Here is a 23,853-nt window from a genome sequence, read left to right as displayed (position 1 = left end):
ATTATGATGCATCATTTGTTAAAGTATTCGTTTTCTGTTGTGGCATTGATTGTGGCACAGGTCTGTGCTGCACAAGCAACCAATAAGAATTATGTAGTGATCAAACCCGGTGATACTGAACAGGAGATTGTTCGCAAAGCTGCAACTGTTACGCCAAGTGCAAGACAATTGCGTTGGCAACAACTGGAGTTAACGGCTTTCTTTCACTTTGGTGTGAATACGTATACCGATAGAGAATGGGGAACAGGCAAGGAAAGTCCCTCCATTTTTAATCCTGTTTTGTTTTATGCAGAACAATGGATCAAAACGGTAAAGGCAGCAGGTTTTAAACAGGTGATCATTACGGCTAAACATCACGATGGTTTTTGTTTATGGCCGAGTAAGTACACTGAACATTCGGTGAAGAACAGTCCATGGAAAAACGGCAAAGGTGATGTGGTGAAAGAAGTAGCTGCCGCCTGCAAAAAATATGGAGTAGGATTTGGTGTGTATTTATCGCCGTGGGATATGAATGCGCCGATGTATGGTACAGATGCCTACAACGATTTTTTTGTAAACCAGTTAACGGAACTGCTTACACAATATGGCCGAGTTGATGAAGTGTGGTTTGATGGTGCAAACGGCGAAGGACCGAATGGAAAAAAGCAAGTGTATGATTTCAATCGTTGGTATGGAGTAATACGCAAATTGCAGCCAACAGCAACCATTGCCATCATGGGGCCCGATGTACGTTGGGTAGGTACCGAAACAGGTATGGGTCGTGAACAGGAGTGGAGTGTAATACCTGCCGATGAAAACATGATGGAGAAGATTGCCGATGGTTCGCAGAAAGATGTGGCTTTTGCTCCGAAAGGAGATAAGATGCAGAAAGACCTTGGTAGCAGGGAAAAAATAAAAGATGCAAAAGGATTGATCTGGTATCCGGCAGAAACAGATGTATCGATCAGGCCGGGTTGGTTCTATCATGCAAAAGAAGATGATAAAGTAAAATCGCCGCAACGTCTGCTTGATATTTATTTCAGTTCGGTAGGATATAACAGTGTGTTGCTGTTGAATATTCCGCCAAGCAGAGATGGATTGCTTTCTGCAAGTGATGTAAAGAGCCTGGAAGGCTTTTCTGTGCTGCTTAAGAACACATTTGCAAACAATCTAGCAAAAGGTGCAACAGTAAAATGCAGCAACGGTATCAATACAAATGCAGTGCTCGATCAATCGTACACAACTTACTTTACGACGAAAGGAAAAGATACTGCTACTACCATCAGCTTTTCATTTCCATCAGCAAAAACATTTGATGTATTGAGTCTGCAGGAAAACATCAGTATTGGTCAGCGGGTAGAAAAGTTTGTGTTTGAATACAAGGATGGAAATGAATGGAAGCAGATTGCTGAAGGCAGCACCATCGGTTATAAGCGCTTACTGAAATTTAATGCAGTAACTGCCAAAGAAATAAGGCTTCGTATACTTTCGTCAAGGTTAAACCCAACACTTTCTTCATTTGGTTTGTACAAACTGGCAGAATAAATCAATTATCACTTTATGCGTATAGTTTTTACGATTGCTCTTTTTATTGCTGCACTCAGTTCAACAGCACAAAAAATTGAGAACATTATTATTGTTACTACCGATGGTCTGCGTTGGCAGGAAGTATATGGCGGTATGGATTCGGCCGTTGCCAATAACAAAAAGTTTCACCGGGGCGACAGTGCTTATATCTTCAAACATTACTGGGCTGCAACTGCAGAAGAGCGCCGCAGCAAACTGATGCCGTTTATGTGGAGGGCATTTGCTGCAAAAGGGCAACTGTATGGCAACCGCAATTATAAAAGTTATGTAAACAATGCCAATCCGTATTGGTTCAGTTATCCCGGTTACAGCGAGATTATGACGGGTTATGCCGATACAATGATCAACTCCAATGATTACAAACCCAACCCGCATGTAACAGTGCTGGAATATTTCAATCAACAACCAAAGTTAAAAGGTAAGGTAGCAGCCTTTGGTGCATGGGAAGCTTTCGATCGTATCTTAAATGAAAAGCGAAGTGGTATTCCTGTTGTATCAGCATACGATACTGCTAATGTTGCTTCGCTTTCTTCAGAGCAAAAGTTGGTGAACAGAATGCTTACAGATTCATACAAGCCATGGCATGAAGATGAATGTTTGGATGTGTTTACGCATTACGCTGCACTTTCACATTTAAAAGCAAAGAAACCAAACGTACTGTACATTGCTTACGGAGAAACAGATGAGTGGGCACATGCAGGACAATACCGTTTTTACCTGGATGCTGCACACCAGGTTGATGCATGGCTGCAACAATTATGGAATTATGTACAAAACGATCCGCAATACAAAAACAAAACAGCATTGTTTATTACAACCGATCATGGCAGGGGCGATGTGGTAAAAGCAGAATGGACCAGTCATGGTAATTCTATTAAAGGTGCATCTGAAATATGGTTTGCGGTAATGGCGCCGGGTGTTGCAGCAAAGGGAGAAGTAAAAAGCGAACAGCAGTTTTATCAGCAACAGTTTGCACAAACCATTGCCCGTTTATTAGGTTATACATACAAAGCAATACATCCGGTTGCAGAACCGGTTTCTTCCGTGTTTGCAAAATAAAAGAACAAGCGTTCTTTTAAAAAAAGCGACAGTCTGCTAACAGGCTGTCGCTTTTTTGTTAAAAATTGAGCAGAAAATTAATAATTGTAAAAATTACAATTATTCCTGTAATTTAGTCCTGCTGAACTTCCTGAACCGATTGCTGATGATGCCGTTTGATTTTAGTTATTCTTCTCTGGCCGTATGCTTTGCTGAGCATCAACCGGCCGCATGCTCATCTGTTATTCATAAGGGAAATGCTTTTGCTGTATGCAATGCTATGTTGTGTACACATTCATTTAATTGTAACCATAACAACAAACCATGTTACTGAAAAAAAGTTTTTCCGCTTTATTGCTTGCAGCTGTTGTTGCTGCACAACCCATCGTAGCACAAGAGAACAAAGCCATTCTTAATGCCGATGCCGGTAAACATGTTATCAACAAAAACATTTACGGTCATTTTGCCGAACATTTGGGTAATTGTATTTACAATGGTTTTTATGTGGGCGATACCAACAAAGTAATTCCCAATACAGCTGGTGTACGCAATGATATTATTGCGGCATTAAAAAAATTAAAAGTGCCGAACCTGCGTTGGCCCGGTGGTTGTTTTGCCGATACGTATCATTGGAAAGATGGTGTAGGTCCGAAGGATAAACGTCCGTCGTTGGTAAATGTTTGGTGGGGCGGTGTAACAGAAGATAACAGCTTTGGTACACACGACTTTTTAAATATGTGCGAACTGATGGGTGCACAACCTTATCTCGCCGGTAATGTGGGCAGTGGTACTGTACAGGAGTTGATTGATTGGGTGCAATATGTAAATAATCCGGGAACATCGAGCCCCATGAGTACATGGCGTGTGCAGAACGGACGTAAAGATCCGTGGAATGTAAGCATCTGGGGTATTGGTAACGAAGCGTGGGGTTGCGGTGGTAACATGAAGCCGGAGTTTTATGCCAATCTGTTCCGTCAGTATTCAACGTATGCAGCAGGTTCAAGTAACGGTGTTAAAATGTTTCGTGTTGCATCTGGTGCAAACGGTGGCGATTATAACTGGACAGAAGTGTTGATGCGTGAAATTCCTTCATCATTAATGGAAGGCATTGCGTTGCATCACTACTCGGTTATCCGTTGGGAACAAAAAGGGCCGGCAAGAGATTTTACCGAGCAACAGTATTTCGCTACCATGCGTTCTGCTTTGCATATGGAAGAGCTGGTTACACGCCACAGCACCATTATGGATAAATACGATCCTGCAAAACGTGTTGCATTGGTTGTTGATGAGTGGGGTGGATGGTATGATGTAGAGCCAGGTACCAATCCCGGATTTCTTTATCAACAAAACACTGTTCGTGATGCAATGATCGCAGGTGTTACGCTTAACATCTTTAACAATCATGCCGATCGTGTACGCATGGCGAATCTTGCACAGGCGGTAAATGTGTTGCAATCGGTGGTGCTTACCAATAAAGAAAAAATGATTCTTACGCCTACCTATCATGTAATGGAAATGTACAATGTACATCAGGATGCTACCATGTTACCATTACAACTAACAACAACAAATTACACGTTGGGTAACGACAGGCTGCCTGCCGTTTCAGGTTCGGCTTCAAAGAATGCAGCAGGTGTAACCAACATTTCATTGGTGAACATTGATGCGAACAAACCTCAATCGATTACAATTGATTTGCGTGGCGGTACATTTAAAACAGTATCGGGCCGTGTACTTACTTCTAAAAAAGTACAGGATTACAATTCATTTGATGAGCCGAATAAAATTCAACCGGTAGAATTTAAAGGAGCCAGATTAAACGGTTCAACACTGGAAGTAACATTGCCTCCCTGCAGTGTAGTGGTACTTGCCGTAAAATAATCAGTAACGAAAACAAGCTTACTATAAATATGAAACGTTCTTTTTTATCGATAGTTGCTGCTGCTGCTTTGTTAACTGCAACTGCGCAGGACAAAAAAACATTTGTTGTAAAAGCCAATACACCCGTTGCAGAAGTACAGTCAACCATGTGGGGTGTTTTTTTTGAAGATATTAATCTTGGTGCCGATGGTGGTATTTATGCCGAGCTCATCAAGAACCGTTCGTTTGAATTTGCACGGCCATTGATGGGATGGAAAGTAGAACAGCGTCCGTATACAGAAGGTGCTGTTACGGTGCAGAACAGGCAGGGCAACAATGCTGCGAATCCACGTTTTTTGCGTGTGCAGCTAAACAATGCTTCACAAACTTCCTTGAATTTAACCAATGAAGGTTTTCGTGGAATGGGTTTAAAAAAAGATCTGCGTTACGATTTTTCAGTAATGTATCGTACAACTGCAAACAATCTTAAACTGCATGTTGAATTACTCAATGCAAAAAATGAAGTGATCGGTAACAGCGTTGTAAACCTTGCTGCAACAGGTAGCTCCTGGAGTAAAGCCGCACAAAGTTTTCAATCGAAAGATACCGCACAAAAAGGGCAGTGCCGTTTTTGGTTTGAAGGAACAGGTACAGTTGATCTCGATATGATTTCTTTGTTTCCGGAAGATACCTGGAAGAAACGTCCCGGTGGTATGCGGGCTGATATGATACAGATGCTTGCTGATATGAAGCCAGGCTTTGTACGTTTTCCCGGCGGTTGTATTGTAGAAGGTATTGATCTGGCAAACCGTTATCAATGGAAAAAAACAATCGGGCCAATTGAGGAACGTCAGCTCATCATGAATCGTTGGAACGTAGAATTTCCACATCGTGCAGCGCCTGATTATTTTCAAACCTTTGGTTTAGGTTTCTTTGAATACTTTCAGCTGTGTGAAGATATTGGTGCAGAAGCATTGCCCATTCTTAACTGTGGTATGGCTTGTCAGTTCAACACTGCAGAACTTGTTCCGTTAGATCAACTCGATCCGTATGTACAGGATGCATTGGACTTGATTGAATTTGCAAACGGCGATGTTACAAGTACCTGGGGTAAGAAGCGTGCAGAAATGGGACATCCTGCTCCTTTCAATTTAAAAATGATGGGCATTGGTAACGAAAACTGGGGACCGCAATACCTGGAACGTTTGAAAATTTTTCAAACAGCCATCAAAGCCAAATATCCAACGTTCAAATTAATTACCAGCTCCGGTACCGATCCGGATGGTGCACGTTACGATCTGCTGAATACAGAACTGCGTAAAATGAATGTGGAGTTTGTTGATGAACATTATTACCGAAAGCCTGAATGGTTTTTCAGTAATGTAAAACGTTACGATAATTATACAAGAACAGGTTCAAAAGTATTTGCGGGTGAATATGCATCGCATGTAGACAGAACCAATGGCGATAAACGCAACACCTGGTTGGCGGGCATCAGCATTGCGGCATTTATGACTGGCCTGGAACGCAATGCAGAAGTTGTACAGATGGCTTCTTATGCGCCTTTGTTTGCGCATGTTGACGGCTGGCAGTGGGCTCCCGATCTTATCTGGGTAAACAATCTTAATGTGTACGGCACTCCCGATTATTATGTGCAGAAATTATTCTCACTCAATAAAGGAACTCAAGTGCTTCCGCTTACATTCAACAACGAAGCAGTTGCAGGACAAGACAGTTTGTATGCATCGGCAGTATTGGATAAAGCAACCAATGAGCTTGTGGTGAAGATTGTTAACGCATCCAACAAACAACAGATACAAACCATCAGTGTAGAAGGTGCGAAGAAGATCGCAAAGACTGCAAAGCTGCAGTTGATGCAACAGAACGATCTTACTGCATTGAATTCTATTGCTGCTCCGCAACAGGTAGCACCGGTTGAAAGCATGATCACTATCAACGGAAAGAAATTTGATTATACAGCAGCGCCTTATTCGTTTAGTGTGTTGCGTATTAAACTGCAATAATTATTTATGAAGAAGAGTCTGTTTCTTCTTGCTTTAACGATTGCCGCTGTTGTGCATGCACAACAGCGGCAATCGTCTGTTGGTACTGTTACTACTACTGCTCAAACACCGGTACACGATCCGGTAATGATCAAAGAGGGAAATACATTCTATTTGTTCTGCACAGGTTTTGGCATTTCTGTTTTCTCTTCAACCGATCTGCAAAACTGGAAAAGAGAAAAGCCGGTTTTTGCAACTGCTCCCGAATGGGCTGTTGCTGCAGTGCCCGGCTATCGTGGACATACATGGGCTCCCGATATCAGTTATCATAACGGTATGTATTATCTCTACTATTCCGTATCGGCATTTGGAAAAAATACAAGCTGCATTGGCGTAGCAGTAAACAAAACACTCGATCCCGCTTCACCCGATTTTAAATGGGAAGATAAAGGCAAGTTGTTGCATTCTGTTCCCGGCAGAGATAACTGGAATGCGATTGATCCCAATCTTGTACTGGATGAAAAGAAGGAAGCATGGTTAAGCTTTGGTTCGTTCTGGGGTGGATTAAAATTGGTAAAGCTCAACAACGATCTTATCAGCATTGCAGAGCCGCAGCAATGGCGTACGATTGCAGCAAGGCCACGTGCAGCTTCATCCGATACAGCTGCAGGAAACGGAGCTATTGAAGCGCCATTCATTTTTCAGAAGAACGGCTACTATTATCTTTTTGCTTCCTGGGATTATTGTTGCCAGGGCGAAAAGAGTAATTACAAAGTAGTAGTGGGCCGAAGTAAAACCGTAAGCGGTCCGTATACCGATAAGACAGGCAAGCCAATGGAACTGAACGGTGGTTCACTCATTATTGAAGGTGATGGTAAGAAATGGTTTGGTGCCGGACATAATGCTGCTTATACATTCGAAGGAAAGGATTACATCATTTATCATGGTTATGATGCGGAAGATAAAGGCCGTTCCAAATTACGCATTGATGAATTGTTGTGGGATGCGGAAGGTTGGCCGTATGTGAAGAAGAATTAAATAACAAATCATCACACCCTTAGCATTCCCCTGAACCCTCTTGCTGCATAATACGATTGTGCCCCATTGTGGTAAACAAATACATGATCATATCGTCTGTCGGCAAACAAAGCACCGCCCAGTTTACGGATAGGAGCAGGCGTAACGATCCAGCTTGATGTTTTGAGATCGAATTCACCAAGTTGCTGCAATGCCCGGTATTGTTCTTCGTTCAATAGTTCAACACCCATATCTTCTGCCATTTGCACTGCACTGTTTTCGGGTTTGTGTTCTTTGCGTGCTTCCAATGCTTCATGATCGTAACAAATACTTCTGCGGTCTTTCGGTGTTTCGGCCGAGCAATCGCAAAAAAGATACTCGCCTGTTTTTTTATCGTAACCAATAACATCCGGTTCGCCACCTGTTTGTTCCATTTGGTTGAGCGACCAGATTTTTTCCGGAGAAGCATCCAGTTTCTGTTGTACATCGTTCCAGGCAATGCCTTTGTGCCGGTTGCCGTTTTTTTCAAAACGTTTTTGCAGTGTGCTTAGTAAAGCTTCACGTTCTTTGGCTGCAATTGTTTTTTTATTGTTCTTCATGATTGGGAGATTAATCGTTCAAGCCTTTTCCAGCAAGTATTTGCGGTAAACATTTTTCAATGCGGGCTTCTCTTGTTGTTGATTGTTTAGGCGCAGCAAAATGAAGGAGATAACCCCGTTGCCTGCCCGGTGTTAAAGTCGCAAAAGCTTTTTTTACAGCCGCATTTTTTTTGAGTACAGTTTGAAACTCTTCCGGCACTGCATATTCTTTTGTTTTCTTCAGCTCCACTTTTAAACCGGCTTTTTCTATTTCAATTGCTTCGAAAATGTATTGCTTCAACGTGCGTTCAAGTTTGCTGATTTCATTTACCGAAGTAAAACGAACCTGTCTTGCACTTTGTACATTTTCACTCTGCTGTATAAGGATGTTTTTGGGGTCTTTCAATAATGCACCTTTAAAAAATAAGAACGCACAATACTCTTTAAAATCATGAATGAGCACCACATTGCTTTTACCTTCTACATAACAAGGGCAACCCCATTTCAATTCTTCGGTTAAGCCTGTGGCAATTGCTATTTTTCTTAAAGCTTCCGTTTCTTTTTGCCATTTACCGGCTTTATTAAAGTAGAAATCAACTTTTGGATTCATGACATGCTTGGTTAATAAGGTTTGTAAAAACGAACAATTCTGTTCTGTTGAATAAATGTAGTAAAGATTAAGGAATGGAAAGCAGGACTTTCAATTGTTGGGCAGATCGTTTTAGCTACCTGGTTTTATAAGTTCGTATTTGTAAGCAGGAGGCACCCGGTATGTTTAGTTCTGTTCCTGTTTTAGTAAGCAGTCCTGTAAAAGCATCTCTCTTAAAAACAACAACGTTGCCTGTAAACTGATTGGCAACAAGCAAAAAGTTTCCTGTTGGATCGATGCAGAAATTTCTTGGATGATCGCCATCGGTTTTTTGATGGCCCACTAACGCAAGCTTTCCGTTTGTTTGATCAATTGAAAAAATGGAGATGGTATTTTCTTCTGTACCACGATTGGATGCATACAGAAAAAGTCCATCGGGTGAAATATGAATATCGGCACTTGTATATGCTTCAAGTTTTTTAGAATAAGAAAATATACGTTGTATGGAATCAAGTTTGCCGTTACGATACCGATAAGCGGCAACTGTTCCGCCAAGTTCTTCAATACAGTATGCGAACTTCCCATTTGGATGAAATGTAAAATGTCTTGGGCCACTACCGGGAGTTGTGGTAACAAAATAGTTGGTAAAAGCCGTCAGTGGTTTTACATGCTTCGCATTAAATCGGAACACTCGTATTTTGTCAGCACCAAGATCGGGTAAAAATAAAAAGTCGTTTCCGGGTGAAAAAACAGTTGAATGAATATGTGCTTTTTCCTGTCGTACTTTGTTAATGCCGCTGTCTGAAAATTGAATGAGTTGTGAGAAAGGATTGATGCTGCCATCACTGTTGGCAGTAAGTACAACTACACTTCCTCCAGTATAGTTTCCTGCTGCAACAAAGCGGTTGTTTTTATGTACAGTAATGTACACAGGGTTTTCACCACCGCTCGATTGTTTATTGATAAAGCTGAGCTTGCCGTTAATACTGTCGATGCTGAAAGCAGTAATGCTTCCGTTGTGCGGCAACTTAGTATCGGTGCAGGCGTATAAAAAACGACCGTTGGGTGAAACCGTAAGGTAGGAAGGGTTGGTAATTTTTTCAACCGTACTCCGATGTGTAAGCTTACCTGTTGATGTATTCAATTCATACACATAAATACCTGTATCGGGTTTGCCGCCGGTGAACGAACCGATAAACAAAAGCGTTTTGTTCTTTACTTGCGCAACTGCTGTTTGCAGCAGGAGTGTACATATAAAAGCAATCGTTATTCTGCGTATCATTTTACCATTGTTGAATAATAATGCCGATCTGTCCATCGGTAAGCGCAAACTCTTTTGCTCCCCAGGGACGCAGCGTAACTTTTGATAAGTTAGGATGTAAAAATTCGGGAAACCGTTTACTCACTGATTCGTACACTTCTTCAATGTTATCGGTTACCAGCCGGAACTCAGGGTTGTGTTCTTCAGCCAAGGCCGTATGTTGAAAGAGATTAACCCCAAGTCCGTCTTTTCTCAGCACACAAAAAGGGTTTTGTGTTTCAATTTCGTTATGACTTATCTGAAACTCAAGACAATCGACAAAAAGTTTTAAACCGGTTCGTATGTCTTTATAAAAAATATTCGGAACTAATTTTGAAAACTGCATGGTGGATTGTTTAAGGTAATATCTATGTTTTAATCCGATGTTTCTTTCGTAAAGAATTATAATTCAAAAAGAGTTTTTTCACCGCTATCCTGTTCTTCTTCACTATAGATTTCTTCTTCGGTTTCTTCATTAAAATCAAGAAGAGCTTTGATGGTTGAACTATATTTTACTACTACCCGGTTGTTTTCAATGGAAATGTTTCCTTTGCCATTCATTTCAAATTCGCCGGCATCAGGAATGTCTAATTTGTCAATCATGTATTGTTCCAGTTCGAAAAAATTGTCTTCTTCTTCTGTGCTCGCATCTTTGAATGTAACAAAAGCTTCATCGTTTCCGCTTTCCCAGGTAAATGATAAATTCTCTTTTTCTTTTACTTGTGCAGATATCCAGTCCTTGAGTTTATGTTCGGCAGCTGTTATTCTTTCTTGCCTTTCTTTTTCCCAGGCAGCCATATAGTCTATTACCGGCGGAGCAGGTGTTTCTTTTTTTGTATTGTTCGAAGTGCCAAAAAGAGTTTTAAATAAATTACGAAATAAACCCATTGTCAATTTGTTTTAGTTGTTGTAAATCGGGTGAGTACTGCCATCTGTCTTTCAATTTAACGTATTGCAGTAATTCATTAATGTCTGAGCGGTCTAAATAATTTGCAAGTTCCAATGCATAGTCAATACCCAGTATTTCTTTAGTAAGATAAATGCCAAAGTTGCTGTGTGTGATTATAAGCGTAGACTTTAAGCCAGACATAATGAACGGTCGAAGAATAAACTCTTTTAGTTTGCTGTCGTCAGGGTTAATCGGTTTGATTAGCGACAGTAAAGTGTCGTCAACATATTTAAACCAATTATTGAGAGTTGGTACAACACCAAGCAAATCTTCTTTGCAATGTTCGGCAGAAATATCCCTCACCATAATTGTTCGCCCTTCAGAATTAGTTACAGTTTCCCCGAATTTTTCAATGCTAAGATCAATTCCATATGTGTTATGTAAAAGAATTCTGTGTTTAATGTCGAAATAAAATAATTTGCTGATGTCTAAAAATTTGTGGATGTGCAGGTAATCCTCCGGAGTACCACCAAATTTTTTCTTTGACAATAAACTGTGTTTCCAGTAATTCATTTTAAGAGTCCTGTTTTGGAGTTGTTCTGCTAATGTATATTTTTTGCGAAGTGCCGTAGATTAATTGCTCTTTTTCTTCTTAAGCTCTTTCGCCATCATTATCGAATGTTTCAATGAGTTCAGGTTATTCCAGTCGCTGTGTGCAACAATGATAAACCGGGGGCTTCTGTATTTTTTCTCAACCCTCTTTAGTGTAGATTCGTATTCGGTTATATTACCATCGCCAAGAAAACCAAGATTCTCATCGCTTGCACCTTTTATTAAACAACCGCCAAAAAGAATTTTTTCTTTTTTGAACCAGATTACAATATTGTCAACTGTATGGCCTTGCCCGGGATAAAAGGTTTCAAAAGAATATTCACCTGCATGAAAAACGGTATCTTTTGTCATTAAAAACTCGGCTCTTTTTTTATTGTTCTTTTTGCTTAGTTCATCTGTAAGAACGGTGCTGTAGGTTTTAATTCCCTGCTGTCGGTAATATTCCAGTCCGGCAGTTTTATCGCTATGCCAATGTGTAGCAAAACACATAATCACTTTTTTGTTGTGCCTTACTTGTATGCTGTCGAGCAACGGCTGAAATTGCGTTGTATCCCACGGCGTATCAAACATTACCACGCCATTGCTTGTTACAAGGTACATTCCGTTTGCGGGTACTTTACTTTCCTGGTAGGTGTTGTAGGTTGTATAGATGTAGAAGTTTTCCGTTAAATGAGCGATCTTAAGTTTAGCATCTTCTGCTTGTGCTGCAGCAATGGTTAACGAACAGAGAAATACAAGAGTTGAAATAATTATCCGCATACTGTAACTGACTTTTTGTTGATGATCGTATGTAAAGTTATTGGTACTGATGGAGAATACAGATTGATTTTTTAAGGAGTCTGTAAGTTTTTCTGGCAATCATTCGCTAAACAAAAAAGCAACCGGTTACAGTTGCTTTTAATCTGCTATCAGTTAACAGCATCAGGCTTTCGCCACCAACTCTGCTACCTCTTTTGCTATCTGCCATTCTTCATTGGTTGGCACGATCAATATTTTTACTTTACCAGATGGAGTTTGTATTTCCACAGGAGTATCAGCATGATTGTTGTCAACATTCAGTTCTTCATCCAGTTCAATACCTAAGCCTTCCAGGTTCTTACAGGCATAACGGCGTGTAAGGATAGAGTTTTCACCCAGCCCGGCTGTAAAGATCAACGCATCCACACCATTGAGTGCGGCCATGTATGCTCCAATGTATTTGCGTATACGATAGCCATACATTTCAAATGTAAGAGCAGCATTAGGATCACCTTCATTATACCGGGCAGCTACATCACGTGCATCGCTGCTGCCTGCAAGCCCAAGCATGCCGCTTTCTTTGTTTAACACATTTTTAATTTTTTCTAAAGGCATGTTCAATTGCTCGAGCATGTGAAAGATTACCGAAGGATCAATGTCGCCGCTTCGTGTGCCCATAATTAATCCGCACAAAGGTCCAAACCCAAGACTGGTATCAATACTATGTCCGTTCTCATCTATTGCCGTCATACTGCTGCCATTGCCGAGATGAATCGTAATGGCTTTTAGTTTTTCATTCTTTAAATACTTCTTTGCTTCGTTGTACACATATTTATGACTGGTGCCGTGAAAACCATATACCCGTATCTTTTCTTCGGCATAAAATTTTTCAGGAATAGCATAACGGAATGCATGTTCGGGAAGTGTTTGATGAAAAGCCGTATCGAATACTGCAACCTGTACAGCATTCGGGAAGAATTTTTCTGCAGCTTCCACACCAATAAGATTTGCAGGATTATGCAATGGCGCTAACGGAATCAATGCACGAATGGTTTCTTTTACTTCGGGAGTAATTACCTGTGTCTCCGAAAATTTTTCACCACCATGTACAATACGATGACCCACTGCTGTTATCGCTTCAGGTGATGCAATTACTGCATCTTCTTTATCGGTAAGCAGCTGTGTAATAATTTCAAAAGCTACGTTATGATTTGGAAGATCCTGCTCAACAACTTTTTCAATGGAGGCTCCGTTTTTTGTAAACTGATGTTTCACCCTGCTGCCTGCAATGCCAATGCGTTCTGCAAGTCCTTTGGCTAAAACGGTTTTATCATCTGTTTCTATTAGCTGGTATTTCATAGATGAGCTACCGGCATTGATCACTAATATCTGCATAACTTATTTGTTCGTTGATTGAATAGCTGTAATCACTACGGTGTTGTAAATATCGTCGATGGTTGCACCACGGCTTAAATCGTTAATGGGTTTGTTCAACCCTTGCAACATGGGGCCAACAGCCAACGCACCTGTTTCACGCTGTACAGCTTTGTACGTATTGTTACCCGTGTTGAGATCGGGGAAGATGAGCACATTGGCTTGCCCTGCAACTTCGGAGCCGGGCATTTTACTACGGCCAACAACAGGATCAACAGCCGCATCGTATTGTATAGGACCTTCCACCAAAATATCCGGACGACGTTCTTTTACCAGTGCTGTTGCCGAACGTACTTTCTCAACTTCTTCACCTGTACCCGATGAACCCGATGAATAGGAGAGCATGGCTACTCTTGGAGTATCAATGCCAAAAGTTTTTGCAGAATCGGCCGATGAAATGGCGATCTCTGCCAACTGCTCTGCAGTAGGGTTGGGAACAATGGCACAATCACCATACAACACAACTCTATCTGGTAACAGCATAAAGAAAACAGACGATACCGTATTGAACCCTGCTCTTGTTTTCACAAACTGCAATGCAGGTTTAATGGTATGCGCTGTTGTGTGTGCAGCACCCGAAACCATTCCGTCTGCATCGCCTTTGTACACCATCATTGTTCCATAGTACGATGAGTCGGTCATTAAGTCGGCGGCAACAGTAATCTCCATTCCCTTGCTCTTGCGTAAGTTGTACAGGGTTGTATAATAATCTTCATACTTAACACTGTTCATCGGGTCAACAATCTTAATGCGTTCATCATCCCAATACAAACCAAGATCATTTACTTTCTGTTTCACTTCATCCGGTTTGCCTAACAGTGTAAGGTAACCGATCTTATCTTTTGCAAGACGGGATGCTGCTTTTAAAATACGTTCATCTTCACTTTCGGGTAATACAATATGTGTTTGTGCTTTTTTTGCAATTGCCAGTAAATTATGCTGGAACATAATCGGGGTAATAGCTTCCGATTTTACCGAGTTGATCTTTTCGCTCAGCTCATCGGTACCAACAGCCGATTCAAAAATTTCTATTGCCAATCTTATTTTGTATTCGTTGCCTGCATAGATCTTTGGTTGAATGTTGGCAATGCGTGATGCAGTTTCAAATGTACCTGTGCTTACTGCTAAAACAGGCAATGTATGTTGCGAACCATCCATCAGATTTACCACCGAACGTTCAGGTAAAAAACCACCGGTAAGTACCAGGCCTGCAACACGTGGATAGTTGGGCGACATGTTCGCCAGCATTGTACCAATCACTAGATCCGATCTGTCGCCGGGCATTACTGCCACACAGTCGGGCGAAATGCGGTTGAGATAATTGGCGAGCTGCATTCCTCCAATAATGGAGTTGCGTGCAATCGCATCCATCTTATCATTACCAAACAAAACATGGGCTTTTAATTCATCGGCAATTTCTTTCATGGTGGGATGGCCTAACTCTTCGTTGTCGGGAATCAGCGATACAACCAGTTCTTTCGGCAATCTTGCTTTAAGTGCTGTTTCTGACTTCGCTAAATCTTTGGTACAGCGGCTTACAAACACACCAATGATCTTGATGTTTTTTGCAATGAACGAATGCAGTTGTAACTGCACATGTTCTACCAGTTCATCACATGTATCGAAGTTGTCTTTAATTACAAGCAGCGCCGGCATACCAAGCGATGTTGCAAGCGATGCATTAAAGTCAACTTCAAACACAGAAGTTTCTTCGTTAAAATCGCTGCCTTCCACCAGCACAAAATCAAACCGTTCTTCCAGCTTCTTGTATTTATCAATGATCTCTTCGTACACATAATTAATGCGGCCCTGGTTACGGAGTTCATTCAACTCACTTCTCGAAAATGCATACGCATCTTCATATTCCATCGGAATTTTAAAATGCGAAAGCACCGCATCAATATGATTGTCTTTTTCTTCTTTGTCTTCAACCACAGGTTTAAAAAAAGCCACTCTCGGGGTAGTGCGTTGCAGCATTTGCATAAGCCCCAGACTGATGATGGATTTTCCACTTTGGTTGGATGGTGTAATGATGTAAACCGACCGATTCATAAAGTAAAAATTAGTTGAATACAGTTAACAAACCGCCTTTTACGGGCACATTTATTTTATGCAGCAAATTTATTGCCCCGCAACGGACGAAAAGATGGGATACAACCTTTGCAAAACTGATTATTATCATGCTTCATAAACCTGCAAAGCCTTAAACATCGTTTTTAGTTGGGCAGAGGAGGCGTTTTGCTGATGCAGAGCAGTAAACTGATGGGGTGGGTAAGTTACTGAAGCCTTGGTTTGTACCATCACGGGCCAATTTGTAAATTATTTGGATTCGTGGAAAGAGGAACCAAGGCGTTAGTTTTTATACAGTGGGTTTATTATTACAGTGTCCCTGTGAATAAAAATTCTTGTAACGCTTTCTTGTGGGATGCCGTTTGAAAAGTACCCAAAAGGCATGACAACGGGCTTGCCTTTTAATTTAAATGATAACAGGTAATAGCCGTCTGTTTTAGCAATGCCTGTCATGTCAATTTCATACAATGCTTTTGAACCGGGTGTCATTTGAAGAAAGTTGTTCTTCGATTTGTCTGGAAGAATGTAAAGACTGTCAACGTTTTCGGAGCTCGCATTTGTAATTTCAAATTTTGCAATTGTTTCTGAATTACATGCTGTTGATAAAATGATAATAAGGAGAAAAACGAATGTTTTATTCATAGTAATAATGATTGACCAGAGGTTTTTATTGTTTCTGAAAGTTACAGAACAATTTGTAAATTATTTCGGTTCGTGGAGATAGAAACCGAGGCGTTTCTTTATTTGATAATACTTTTTTGAAGATATGTAATAGTTGACTGCTCTATGTGTTTAATTGCTGACGATGAAATTTTTATTGCTTCAATTCTTGATTTTTCTTTTTGCGAATGCGCTTGTGAATTATACCAGTTGGCTAAAGGGACATTTCCATAATATTGCTCCCATTGTAAATAATCCGCTTGGGTCAGTTCACTCCAAGTGATTTCGTCGTATGTATTGTCAATTTTTACTTTGAATGTTTTTTCTCTCATTGAATATTCTTTCATCGGCACCATAAGTACAGACCAGCTGTGATTATTTTCTGAAACTACCTTGCCTTTAAAGTTCATCATTTCCATTACGTATATAAATGACATTTCCCGTTCGCTGCACCATCCAAATGTTGAAAAACTATCACAAAGTGTACTTCTATATTTTGGGTAATCGCCAAACAGGTCACTTAAAAATAGATAAGGTGTTCGGTCAATGTCAGCAAAAGAACCATATTTTGGATAGGCGTTTAAGGTTTTTAGGTCATTCAGTTTTATGTTGTTTCTGGCTAGAAAAATATTGTATCTCGGGTTTGGATTTATCCAATGCCAGTAATAGGGGATATTAATAATGTCTCCCACTGAGCCATTGGTTGGACTTTTCGAAGTAAATAGTTTATGTATGATACCTATAGTAAAGAATTGTTTGATATTATGAGAGTCTTTGGCGTTTAGGTTGTTTGTTTTGCAAAAGTCAATAAAGATGGAGTGGCTGATTAATTTAAAATCGGGTATATGATTGCTAACATACGATTTAAAAAATCCGGCAACAGTAGTGTTATTGTAGTTGTGATAAACAATTGACTTGTTGGGTTTGGAAGAATTGTCATTTGATGTTGATCCTGTTGAATGATTACAGGAAAGAGAGCAGAATAAGATAGCTATGGCAATGGTGATACGCTTCATTTTTATCATCATCCAATATTTACTCTATTATACACAACAACATTCAATAATCAAAACCAGCAAACAAAAAAGCTATTATTGTTTTACTGGTTGGTGTTATCACCGACCATCTTTTTTGTTATGATGTTATTTCGGTTTGTGGGACACCAACCGATAAGAAAAAAAGCCTTTGTCAATATTGTGAAATTATAATTACAAGAGGAACAAATAGCAATAACAGTCCAATGATAATTTGTTTATAAATTTTTGCTTGTGTCACTTTTAAAAGTCCCAAAACAATAGCGATAATTAAATTCAAAATTGTCAAAGCAGGATAAAACACCATGAAAATAATTGGGGATTTGTCAGAGTCGGTCTTGATTACAAAATAAATGATAAGCCCAATAATTATGGCGTTAAATATAAAAGCAATTGTCCTATGTAAATTAAATGTTGAAGTCATTAGAGAGTGTCAATTAGCATTGCCAATACGATGTTGCCTGCTGGCATTTTCTATGTGTCTGTTGTTACATCGTCCCAAGATTGGTTCATATAATTTATCAACCAATTCAAAGTATGATGTCTTTCAAAAACCACACTTTTATCAAGCCCACCTGGTGCTGTTTCATTTTTTACTCTTGCACTTACACAAGCCCAGTCAAGTCGCAATATTAAGTCTGCTTGGTCAAGAATTTCCTTTTTGCTTCTCAATTTGGCTTTTTGTCTGAACCCTTCTTCTTTGAGTTCGTAAATTATTTTTACATCGTCAGCAACATTACACATCTTGTCTGGGTAACTTAATGTGTCAATGTATCCTAATGCCCATAATAAAACGTGTAAACTTTCATATCTCCAATTTGCGTCCACTTTCTGTTGTTCTGTCGGTTGGTTTGATATTGCATAGGCTTTTTCGGTTGGACTTAACTTTTCTGAAATGCCAAAGTCTTTGTCCATTTGGTCTAAATGTTTTTGTTCAAGCCCTTCGCTTTTTAAACCAATATAGCAAAGTGCCAAAGCCCTGTCAACAACTTCATCTTGTGTTCTTATGTTAACCTTTTCGTCTGTCTCAACAAATAAAGAGTTGGGGTTTTTGTAAACAGGGACATTTTTAGATTTACAAATTTCTTCAGACTTTGCCCGCCGTTCAATTTGTTCTTTAGTAGCTGAAATATTTTCAACTGGTTTTGTTATTATTGAATTGTCGGTCTTGTTATTTTTAGAATTGTTCTGTCCACAACCAAAAAGTGTTGTCAAAATACCCATTATCAGAAACGTTTTTAAAACTCTCATTTTACTTCAAAGTTTGTAAGGTGTCGCACTATGCTTGCAGGTAACGTTAAAGCATTTGTGTTTGTGGCGGAATTTAAAATTCGTCAGCTTGGTACAAATGCTGATTAAAAATACTAAAGTTCATTGTTACTTCTGTTGCTCAATTTATAACGTCGAGCTGATAACTACAGATGATTGACAGCTGAAGTTGATGTGGCGTTATCTGTCCGCCGACATAACACAAATGCAATGTTACCTGCTGTGCTTTTGTTACACTACAATTGTCCTGCTTTTGATTGCATTGGTTTTTGAAAATTTATTCGTGCAATTTGTGTCTGTCAAGTAAGTAAACTCACTTTTAGAAACGATATCTTTAAATAGAGTGTCTGCTGTCTTATTCTTTGTCGAGATATGAAGATTTCCATATTGACAAATGTCAGCAACGATATTTTGCTCTGGGTCAGTGAAGTGAACATACTGAACAATGCCGTTTGTCCGTACCAGCCAACTAAGGTATTTAATAAAGGTTTGCAGTTCATTTATGTCAACTTGCAAGGCACCATTAAATCGCTTACCGATTTTATTGTCAACTAAATACTGTAATGCTTCTTGAAAACTTTCGTAAGTGTCAAGTCGTTTAAGCCAAGGAATATCTATATCGCCCAGAAATACTAAACGGTCATAGCCTAAGTTTTTTACTAAATAAGCAATCTGTGTCCCGAGTAGCTTTTGATGTCCTTTGTAAGATTTTGAGGGAAGTGTCAAAACGTAGTTCGCAAAAACTTTGGGAGAGTTAAAAATCTCCTCATCATTCTTCTTGTCGTAGTGTCGCAACGGAAGAATTGGGAATTTATTAATTGCTTCTTGTCTGTCAATTTTGATTAGCATACGATGTCGAATAGCATAGCATACAACACGTATATTGATGTTATTATACGCAGTACTAATTTAGAAAACGTTTTTAATAGTCAATAAGTTAATGTTCAACTTTTTGTATTGTTATTGGTACAATCCACTTTTCTTAAAGCCGTGTACAAACGTTTAAAAACATTTGTACACGGCTTAAGTTCTCCCAACTAAAAAGCCGCTGCACAAAACTTGCAGCGGCTTTTCTATCTATACATAAAACTTCTTACCAGAATTTCACATACAGTGCCACAAGAATGAGCAGTGTTACCACGATCATTGCTAAAATTTGCGGACTTACTTTAAACATTTCCTTATCCAATGCAAATGCTTTCGGATTTACTTTTGGTCCGGCTAAGCTGATGCCGATCATTACCAACATGGTAAAGAAGAACGACCAACCCATGTTAATCAAGAATGGAATTTCATAAGCTCCTTTACTGTTTTTAAATGCAGTGTATAAAAGTGTTTCGTGACCAAATATATTAACTGCAAATAATTTAAAGAACAGGATAACTACAAGGCCGGTAATTAAACCAACCACAGCAGCTTGTCCGGTTGTACGTTTCCAGAACATACCAAGAATAAACATGGCAAATACACCCGGGCTGATAAAGCCGGTATATTCCTGAATAAAAGTAAAACCACCTTTGCTGTTAATACCCAGTAAATCGTTCCATTCAAAAATTACAGCAATGGCAATGGATGTAAACGCCACCACCTTGCCAATCCATACCATACTTTTTTCGGCACCGGATCCCTCTGTTTCTTTTGTTTTCTTTCTGAAATATTTCATGTGAATATCCAGCGTATAGATTGTAGCAATACTGTTTAGTTTACCAGCAAGCGATGCTACAATTGCCGCAGTAAGTGCCGCAATTGATAAACCTTTTAATCCGTTTGGCAAGAAACTCAAAATAGCCGAGTATGCCTGATCTTGATTAACGGTACCAGATGCATCCAGCATTTCCTTTTGGAGACCGCCATTTTCGTGTAACACAAAAGCAGCAATACCGGGCAGCATTACAATAATCGGCATCATCAGCTTCAGAAAACCTGCAAACAAAATTCCTTTACGTGCAGTATTTAAATCGGCACCCAATGCACGTTGTGTGATGTATTGGTTACAACCCCAGTAGTTGAGGTTTACGATCCACTGACCGGCCAGGTACATCGCAATACCGGGAAGGATCAGGTATTTGTCAATCTCAGACTGAGAAGATGCTTCTGTTGGTTTTTGCAGAATCATTTTGAAATGATCCGGAGCCTGTTGCATGAGTGTTTTAAAACCTGCAATCGCATCTCGACCAACACCGAATTTTTCACCTACAATGGTTAATGCAAAATAGATGGTTGCAAAACCACCAATGATGAGTACTGCTACCTGTATAACGTCGGTATAACCGATCACCTTCATACCACCGAGTGTGATGATGAGGGAGAAGATGGCCAGGCCGATCATTACAGCATGCAGATATTCTGGCCCAATTAAACCACTGATGGCAATAGCACCGAGATAAAGAATAGAAGTAAGGTTTACGAATACGTACAAAAACAGCCAGAAGATGGCCATGATGAGTGATACGGTTTCGTTATACCTTGTTTTTAAAAACTGCGGCATGGTGTAGATCTTGTTTTTAAGATATACAGGCATGAACCATACAGCAATAATAATAAGTGCCAATGCAGCGATCCATTCGTAAGCGGCAACAGCAATACCTACAAAGTAACCGTTACCACTCATGCCGATAAACTGTTCGGCAGAAATGTTGGATGCAATAAGTGATGCACCGATAGCCCACCATGTAAGTGAACCTTCGGCTAAAAAGTAATCATGCGAAGCAGAAACGGATTCCTTTTTCTTTTTGCGGTAAATCCAGTAGCCGTAGAACGTTACCACTGCAAAGTAGACAAGGAATACGACAAGGTCAATCGATTTTAATGAGCCCATGTGTTGTGGTTTAAGTTGTTTTATTTGTAATATACTTCACTCCAGCGAAGCTGGTTCTTAAAGTCATAAAGATTTGTGTTTTTGTTGATCAGCGTTAATTCAATGCCGGCCATTGCTGCAAAATCTTCCATGTGTTCGGCTGTAAGATTCTGACTGTAGGCTGTATGGTGTGCACCACCTGCATAGATCCATGCTGCACATGCCGTATTCATATCGGGCAATGGTTTCCACAATACTCTTGCAACAGGCAGTTTAGGCAGATCGTGTTTGGGTTTAACTGCTTCCACTTCGTTTACCAGCAAACGGAAACGGTTACCCATATCAACAATGGATGCATTCAATGCTGCACCTGCAGCAGAGTTAAACACCAAACGTACAGGATCGGCTTTGCCACCAATACCCAACGGATGAATTTCGCAGCTTGGTTTTGCATTGGCAATTGACGGACAGATTTCCAGCATGTGCGAACCCAACACTAAATTGTTGTTTGGTTCGAAGTGGTACGTATAATCTTCCATAAACGAGTTGCCACCAGGCAAACCACTGCCCATTACTTTTAATGCACGCACCAAGGCTGATGTTTTCCAATCGCCTTCGCCACCAAAGCCATAACCATCGGCCATTAAACGTTGTGTTGCAATGCCGGGCAATTGTAACAAGCCATGCAGATCTTCGAAGGTATCGGTATAACCTTTAAAGTCGCCTTCTTCTAAAAAATTGCGGATAGCAATTTCAATCTTCGCTGCATCCCGCAGGCTTTGATGATTCTTGCCATTCTTTTTTAATGAAGCTGCAAGCTTGTAGGCTTTGTTGTATTCATCAACCAACGCATCTACTTCTTTTTCTTTTACTTTATTCAATACCGCTACGAGGTCGCCCACACCATGTGTGTTTACACTGTAACCGAATTGCATTTGCGCTTCTACTTTATCGCCTTCTGTTACTGCAACCTGGCGCATGTTATCGCCAAAGCGTACAAATTTTGCATTCTGCATATCAAACCAACCTGCAGCAGCACGGCTCCATGTGTTGATCTGTTGCAACACTTTTTTATCCTGCCAGTGACCAACCACAACCTTGCGCTCAATACGCATACGGCTCATCATAAAACCAAATTCACGGTCGCCATGTGCAGATTGGTTGAGGTTCATAAAGTCCATATCGATCGTTCCCCAAGGAATATCACGGTTGAACTGTGTATGTAAATGCAGCAATGGTTTTTGTAAAATCTTTAAACCATTGATCCACATTTTAGCAGGAGAGAAGGTATGCATCCATGTAATGATACCGATACAGTTTTTTGCTGCATTGGCTTCTGCACAGATGTTGTAAATTTCTTCCGGTGATTTTACAACGGGTTTAAATTTTACCTGCACAGGAATAACGGCTGCTTTATTAAACGACTCGGCAATTTTTGCTGAATGTTCATCTACCTGTTTCAAGGTTTCAGGACCATACAAGTGCTGGCTGCCTGTAACAAACCACACTTCGAACGATTTTAAATTTGGTAAACTCATATTGCTGGTTTTGTCCTGTGCGGGGCACAAGATATTTTATTGTTTGCTGTTTAATTATTCAATATAGATCGGTTTTTCTGTCATTTAGTTCATGGTTCATGGTTGATGGTTCATAGTGGAACACTCATCATTCATCACTCATCTCCGTCATTGCCCATAATAACTATCCGGTCCGTGCTTGCGTTCGTAATGCTTTTTAATCAACGCATCTTTTAAACGTGGCGCATTGGGGTTAATCTGTTCAGTTAACCAAGCCATCTTTGCTACCGATTCCAGCACAGCTGCATTGTAAACTGCTTTGTGTGCATTCTTTCCCCATGTAAAAGGAGCGTGGTTACCCACGATCATCATTTCCACTTCGGTATAATCCAATCCTTTTTCTTTGTAACAGTTCATGATCTGGAAACCTGTTTCGTATTCGTAGTTGCCTTTGATCATTTCATCGCTCATTGGTGCTGCGCAGGGAATATCAACGGTGTTATGATCGGCATGTGTGGTGCCGAAGATGGGAATATCTCTTAATGATTGTGCCCATGCGGTTGCATAGGTTGAATGCGTGTGTACGATACTGCCGATTTTTTCCCAATGCTTGTAAAGTACAGCATGCGTTTTGGTGTCGGATGATGGACGCAGATCGCCTTCGATGATATTGCTGTCGAAATCAACGATCACCATTTTATCAACCGTTAATTCTTCGTAAGGAACACCACTTGGTTTAATAGCGAAAACTTTTTTCTCTCTGTCGGCCACACTCACATTGCCGAAGGTAAACAGCACCAAACCGAGTTTGGGCAGTTCCATATTGGCATCGTAGCACTCTTGTTTTATTTGTTGATACGCACTCATGATGAATGATTAAAA

21 protein-coding genes are annotated in these 23,853 nt (G+C 40.2%); 5 read left to right on the top strand and 16 right to left on the bottom strand.

Going from position 1 to position 23,853, the window contains the following annotated elements; genetic code table 11:
• The first annotated feature begins 3 nt into the window (after window positions 1-3).
• The 5 genes from ESA94_RS02995 to ESA94_RS02975 all read left to right on the top strand — a co-directional run bounded on the left by ESA94_RS02995 (window position 4) and on the right by ESA94_RS02975 (window position 7,505).
• Window positions 4-1,524 carry an alpha-L-fucosidase gene (locus tag ESA94_RS02995; protein ID WP_129129370.1) on the top strand — a complete coding sequence of 507 codons (1,521 nt, stop codon included), beginning with the start codon at window positions 4-6 and terminating at the stop codon, window positions 1,522-1,524.
• A 15-nt stretch (window positions 1,525-1,539) separates the two neighbouring features.
• On the top strand, window positions 1,540-2,625 hold the full coding sequence (locus ESA94_RS02990) for an alkaline phosphatase family protein (protein WP_129129369.1): 1,086 nt from the start codon (window positions 1,540-1,542) through the stop codon (window positions 2,623-2,625).
• Between the two features lie 303 nt (window positions 2,626-2,928).
• On the top strand, window positions 2,929-4,485 hold the full coding sequence (locus tag ESA94_RS02985; RefSeq protein ID WP_129129368.1) for an alpha-N-arabinofuranosidase: 1,557 nt from the start codon (window positions 2,929-2,931) through the stop codon (window positions 4,483-4,485).
• Between the two features lie 29 nt (window positions 4,486-4,514).
• Window positions 4,515-6,488 (top strand): alpha-L-arabinofuranosidase C-terminal domain-containing protein, encoded by a 1,974-nt coding sequence (locus ESA94_RS02980; protein ID WP_129129367.1) that lies wholly within the window; start codon window positions 4,515-4,517, stop codon window positions 6,486-6,488.
• Window positions 6,489-6,494: 6 nt separating this feature from the next.
• Window positions 6,495-7,505, top strand: coding sequence for an arabinan endo-1,5-alpha-L-arabinosidase (locus tag ESA94_RS02975; protein WP_129129366.1), 1,011 nt, complete (start codon window positions 6,495-6,497; stop codon window positions 7,503-7,505).
• Between the two features lie 11 nt (window positions 7,506-7,516).
• Here ESA94_RS02975 and ESA94_RS02970 read toward each other — a convergent pair whose 3' ends face one another.
• From ESA94_RS02970 to ESA94_RS02895, 16 genes are all read right to left on the bottom strand, one after another.
• Window positions 7,517-8,083 carry a DUF4256 domain-containing protein gene (locus tag ESA94_RS02970; protein ID WP_129129365.1) on the bottom strand — a complete coding sequence of 189 codons (567 nt, stop codon included), beginning with the start codon at window positions 8,081-8,083 and terminating at the stop codon, window positions 7,517-7,519.
• Window positions 8,084-8,093: 10 nt separating this feature from the next.
• Window positions 8,094-8,672: a YdeI/OmpD-associated family protein gene (locus tag ESA94_RS02965; RefSeq protein ID WP_129129364.1), complete on the bottom strand. Its 579-nt coding sequence runs from the start codon at window positions 8,670-8,672 to the stop codon at window positions 8,094-8,096.
• Window positions 8,673-8,787: 115 nt separating this feature from the next.
• Window positions 8,788-9,933: a lactonase family protein gene (locus ESA94_RS02960; protein ID WP_129129363.1), complete on the bottom strand. Its 1,146-nt coding sequence runs from the start codon at window positions 9,931-9,933 to the stop codon at window positions 8,788-8,790.
• Between the two features lies 1 nt (window position 9,934).
• Window positions 9,935-10,297, bottom strand: a complete 363-nt coding sequence (locus ESA94_RS02955; RefSeq protein WP_129129362.1) for a VOC family protein — start codon at window positions 10,295-10,297, stop codon at window positions 9,935-9,937.
• A gap of 56 nt (window positions 10,298-10,353) precedes the next feature.
• Window positions 10,354-10,839 carry a hypothetical protein gene (locus ESA94_RS02950; RefSeq protein WP_129129361.1) on the bottom strand — a complete coding sequence of 162 codons (486 nt, stop codon included), beginning with the start codon at window positions 10,837-10,839 and terminating at the stop codon, window positions 10,354-10,356.
• Window positions 10,823-11,413, bottom strand: coding sequence for a DUF6915 family protein (locus ESA94_RS02945; RefSeq protein ID WP_129129360.1), 591 nt, complete (start codon window positions 11,411-11,413; stop codon window positions 10,823-10,825). Before ESA94_RS02945 ends, ESA94_RS02950 begins: the two co-directional genes overlap by 17 nt.
• A 60-nt stretch (window positions 11,414-11,473) precedes the next feature.
• Window positions 11,474-12,211 carry a BlaB/IND/MUS family subclass B1 metallo-beta-lactamase gene (bla, locus tag ESA94_RS02940; RefSeq protein WP_129129359.1) on the bottom strand — a complete coding sequence of 246 codons (738 nt, stop codon included), beginning with the start codon at window positions 12,209-12,211 and terminating at the stop codon, window positions 11,474-11,476.
• Window positions 12,212-12,373: 162 nt separating this feature from the next.
• Window positions 12,374-13,585 carry an acetate/propionate family kinase gene (locus ESA94_RS02935; RefSeq protein ID WP_129129358.1) on the bottom strand — a complete coding sequence of 404 codons (1,212 nt, stop codon included), beginning with the start codon at window positions 13,583-13,585 and terminating at the stop codon, window positions 12,374-12,376.
• A gap of 3 nt (window positions 13,586-13,588) precedes the next feature.
• Window positions 13,589-15,676 (bottom strand): phosphate acetyltransferase, encoded by a 2,088-nt coding sequence (pta, locus tag ESA94_RS02930; protein WP_129129357.1) that lies wholly within the window; start codon window positions 15,674-15,676, stop codon window positions 13,589-13,591.
• Window positions 15,677-15,976: 300 nt separating this feature from the next.
• Window positions 15,977-16,336: a hypothetical protein gene (locus ESA94_RS02925; protein WP_129129356.1), complete on the bottom strand. Its 360-nt coding sequence runs from the start codon at window positions 16,334-16,336 to the stop codon at window positions 15,977-15,979.
• Between the two features lie 98 nt (window positions 16,337-16,434).
• Window positions 16,435-17,370, bottom strand: a complete 936-nt coding sequence (locus tag ESA94_RS02920; protein WP_129129355.1) for a hypothetical protein — start codon at window positions 17,368-17,370, stop codon at window positions 16,435-16,437.
• A 492-nt stretch (window positions 17,371-17,862) separates the two neighbouring features.
• A complete protein-coding gene (locus tag ESA94_RS02915) occupies window positions 17,863-18,639 on the bottom strand; it encodes a DUF4272 domain-containing protein (protein ID WP_129129354.1) in 777 nt (258 codons plus the stop codon).
• A 249-nt stretch (window positions 18,640-18,888) separates the two neighbouring features.
• On the bottom strand, window positions 18,889-19,506 hold the full coding sequence (locus ESA94_RS02910) for a hypothetical protein (RefSeq protein ID WP_129129353.1): 618 nt from the start codon (window positions 19,504-19,506) through the stop codon (window positions 18,889-18,891).
• A 244-nt stretch (window positions 19,507-19,750) separates the two neighbouring features.
• Window positions 19,751-21,475, bottom strand: a complete 1,725-nt coding sequence (locus ESA94_RS02905; RefSeq protein WP_129129352.1) for a sodium:solute symporter family transporter — start codon at window positions 21,473-21,475, stop codon at window positions 19,751-19,753.
• Between the two features lie 20 nt (window positions 21,476-21,495).
• On the bottom strand, window positions 21,496-22,992 hold the full coding sequence (gene araA, locus ESA94_RS02900; protein WP_129129351.1) for an L-arabinose isomerase: 1,497 nt from the start codon (window positions 22,990-22,992) through the stop codon (window positions 21,496-21,498).
• Window positions 22,993-23,139: 147 nt separating this feature from the next.
• On the bottom strand, window positions 23,140-23,838 hold the full coding sequence (locus tag ESA94_RS02895) for an L-ribulose-5-phosphate 4-epimerase (RefSeq protein WP_129129350.1): 699 nt from the start codon (window positions 23,836-23,838) through the stop codon (window positions 23,140-23,142).
• Between the last annotated feature and the right edge of the window lie 15 nt (window positions 23,839-23,853).

Source organism: Lacibacter luteus (assembly GCF_004118265.1).
Lineage (GTDB): Bacteria > Bacteroidota > Bacteroidia > Chitinophagales > Chitinophagaceae > Lacibacter > Lacibacter luteus.
This window is presented reverse-complemented; position numbering and strand designations above follow the sequence as displayed.

Excerpts from the sequence above, each read along its gene's own strand:
- ESA94_RS02995 (WP_129129370.1), top strand. The coding sequence starts at position 4 with ATGATGCATCATTTGTTAAAGTATTCGTTTTCTGTTGTGGCATTGATT.
- bla (WP_129129359.1), bottom strand. The coding sequence starts at position 12,211 with ATGCGGATAATTATTTCAACTCTTGTATTTCTCTGTTCGTTAACCATT.
- ESA94_RS02950 (WP_129129361.1), bottom strand. The coding sequence starts at position 10,839 with ATGGGTTTATTTCGTAATTTATTTAAAACTCTTTTTGGCACTTCGAAC.
- ESA94_RS02935 (WP_129129358.1), bottom strand. The coding sequence starts at position 13,585 with ATGCAGATATTAGTGATCAATGCCGGTAGCTCATCTATGAAATACCAG.
- ESA94_RS02920 (WP_129129355.1), bottom strand. The coding sequence starts at position 17,370 with ATGAAGCGTATCACCATTGCCATAGCTATCTTATTCTGCTCTCTTTCC.
- araA (WP_129129351.1), bottom strand. The coding sequence starts at position 22,992 with ATGAGTTTACCAAATTTAAAATCGTTCGAAGTGTGGTTTGTTACAGGC.
- ESA94_RS02985 (WP_129129368.1), top strand. The coding sequence starts at position 2,929 with ATGTTACTGAAAAAAAGTTTTTCCGCTTTATTGCTTGCAGCTGTTGTT.
- pta (WP_129129357.1), bottom strand. The coding sequence starts at position 15,676 with ATGAATCGGTCGGTTTACATCATTACACCATCCAACCAAAGTGGAAAA.
- ESA94_RS02895 (WP_129129350.1), bottom strand. The coding sequence starts at position 23,838 with ATGAGTGCGTATCAACAAATAAAACAAGAGTGCTACGATGCCAATATG.
- ESA94_RS02945 (WP_129129360.1), bottom strand. The coding sequence starts at position 11,413 with ATGAATTACTGGAAACACAGTTTATTGTCAAAGAAAAAATTTGGTGGT.
- ESA94_RS02970 (WP_129129365.1), bottom strand. The coding sequence starts at position 8,083 with ATGAAGAACAATAAAAAAACAATTGCAGCCAAAGAACGTGAAGCTTTA.
- ESA94_RS02925 (WP_129129356.1), bottom strand. The coding sequence starts at position 16,336 with ATGAATAAAACATTCGTTTTTCTCCTTATTATCATTTTATCAACAGCA.
- ESA94_RS02955 (WP_129129362.1), bottom strand. The coding sequence starts at position 10,297 with ATGCAGTTTTCAAAATTAGTTCCGAATATTTTTTATAAAGACATACGA.
- ESA94_RS02965 (WP_129129364.1), bottom strand. The coding sequence starts at position 8,672 with ATGAATCCAAAAGTTGATTTCTACTTTAATAAAGCCGGTAAATGGCAA.
- ESA94_RS02975 (WP_129129366.1), top strand. The coding sequence starts at position 6,495 with ATGAAGAAGAGTCTGTTTCTTCTTGCTTTAACGATTGCCGCTGTTGTG.
- ESA94_RS02910 (WP_129129353.1), bottom strand. The coding sequence starts at position 19,506 with ATGCTAATCAAAATTGACAGACAAGAAGCAATTAATAAATTCCCAATT.
- ESA94_RS02960 (WP_129129363.1), bottom strand. The coding sequence starts at position 9,933 with ATGATACGCAGAATAACGATTGCTTTTATATGTACACTCCTGCTGCAA.
- ESA94_RS02980 (WP_129129367.1), top strand. The coding sequence starts at position 4,515 with ATGAAACGTTCTTTTTTATCGATAGTTGCTGCTGCTGCTTTGTTAACT.
- ESA94_RS02990 (WP_129129369.1), top strand. The coding sequence starts at position 1,540 with ATGCGTATAGTTTTTACGATTGCTCTTTTTATTGCTGCACTCAGTTCA.
- ESA94_RS02915 (WP_129129354.1), bottom strand. The coding sequence starts at position 18,639 with ATGAGAGTTTTAAAAACGTTTCTGATAATGGGTATTTTGACAACACTT.
- ESA94_RS02905 (WP_129129352.1), bottom strand. The coding sequence starts at position 21,475 with ATGGGCTCATTAAAATCGATTGACCTTGTCGTATTCCTTGTCTACTTT.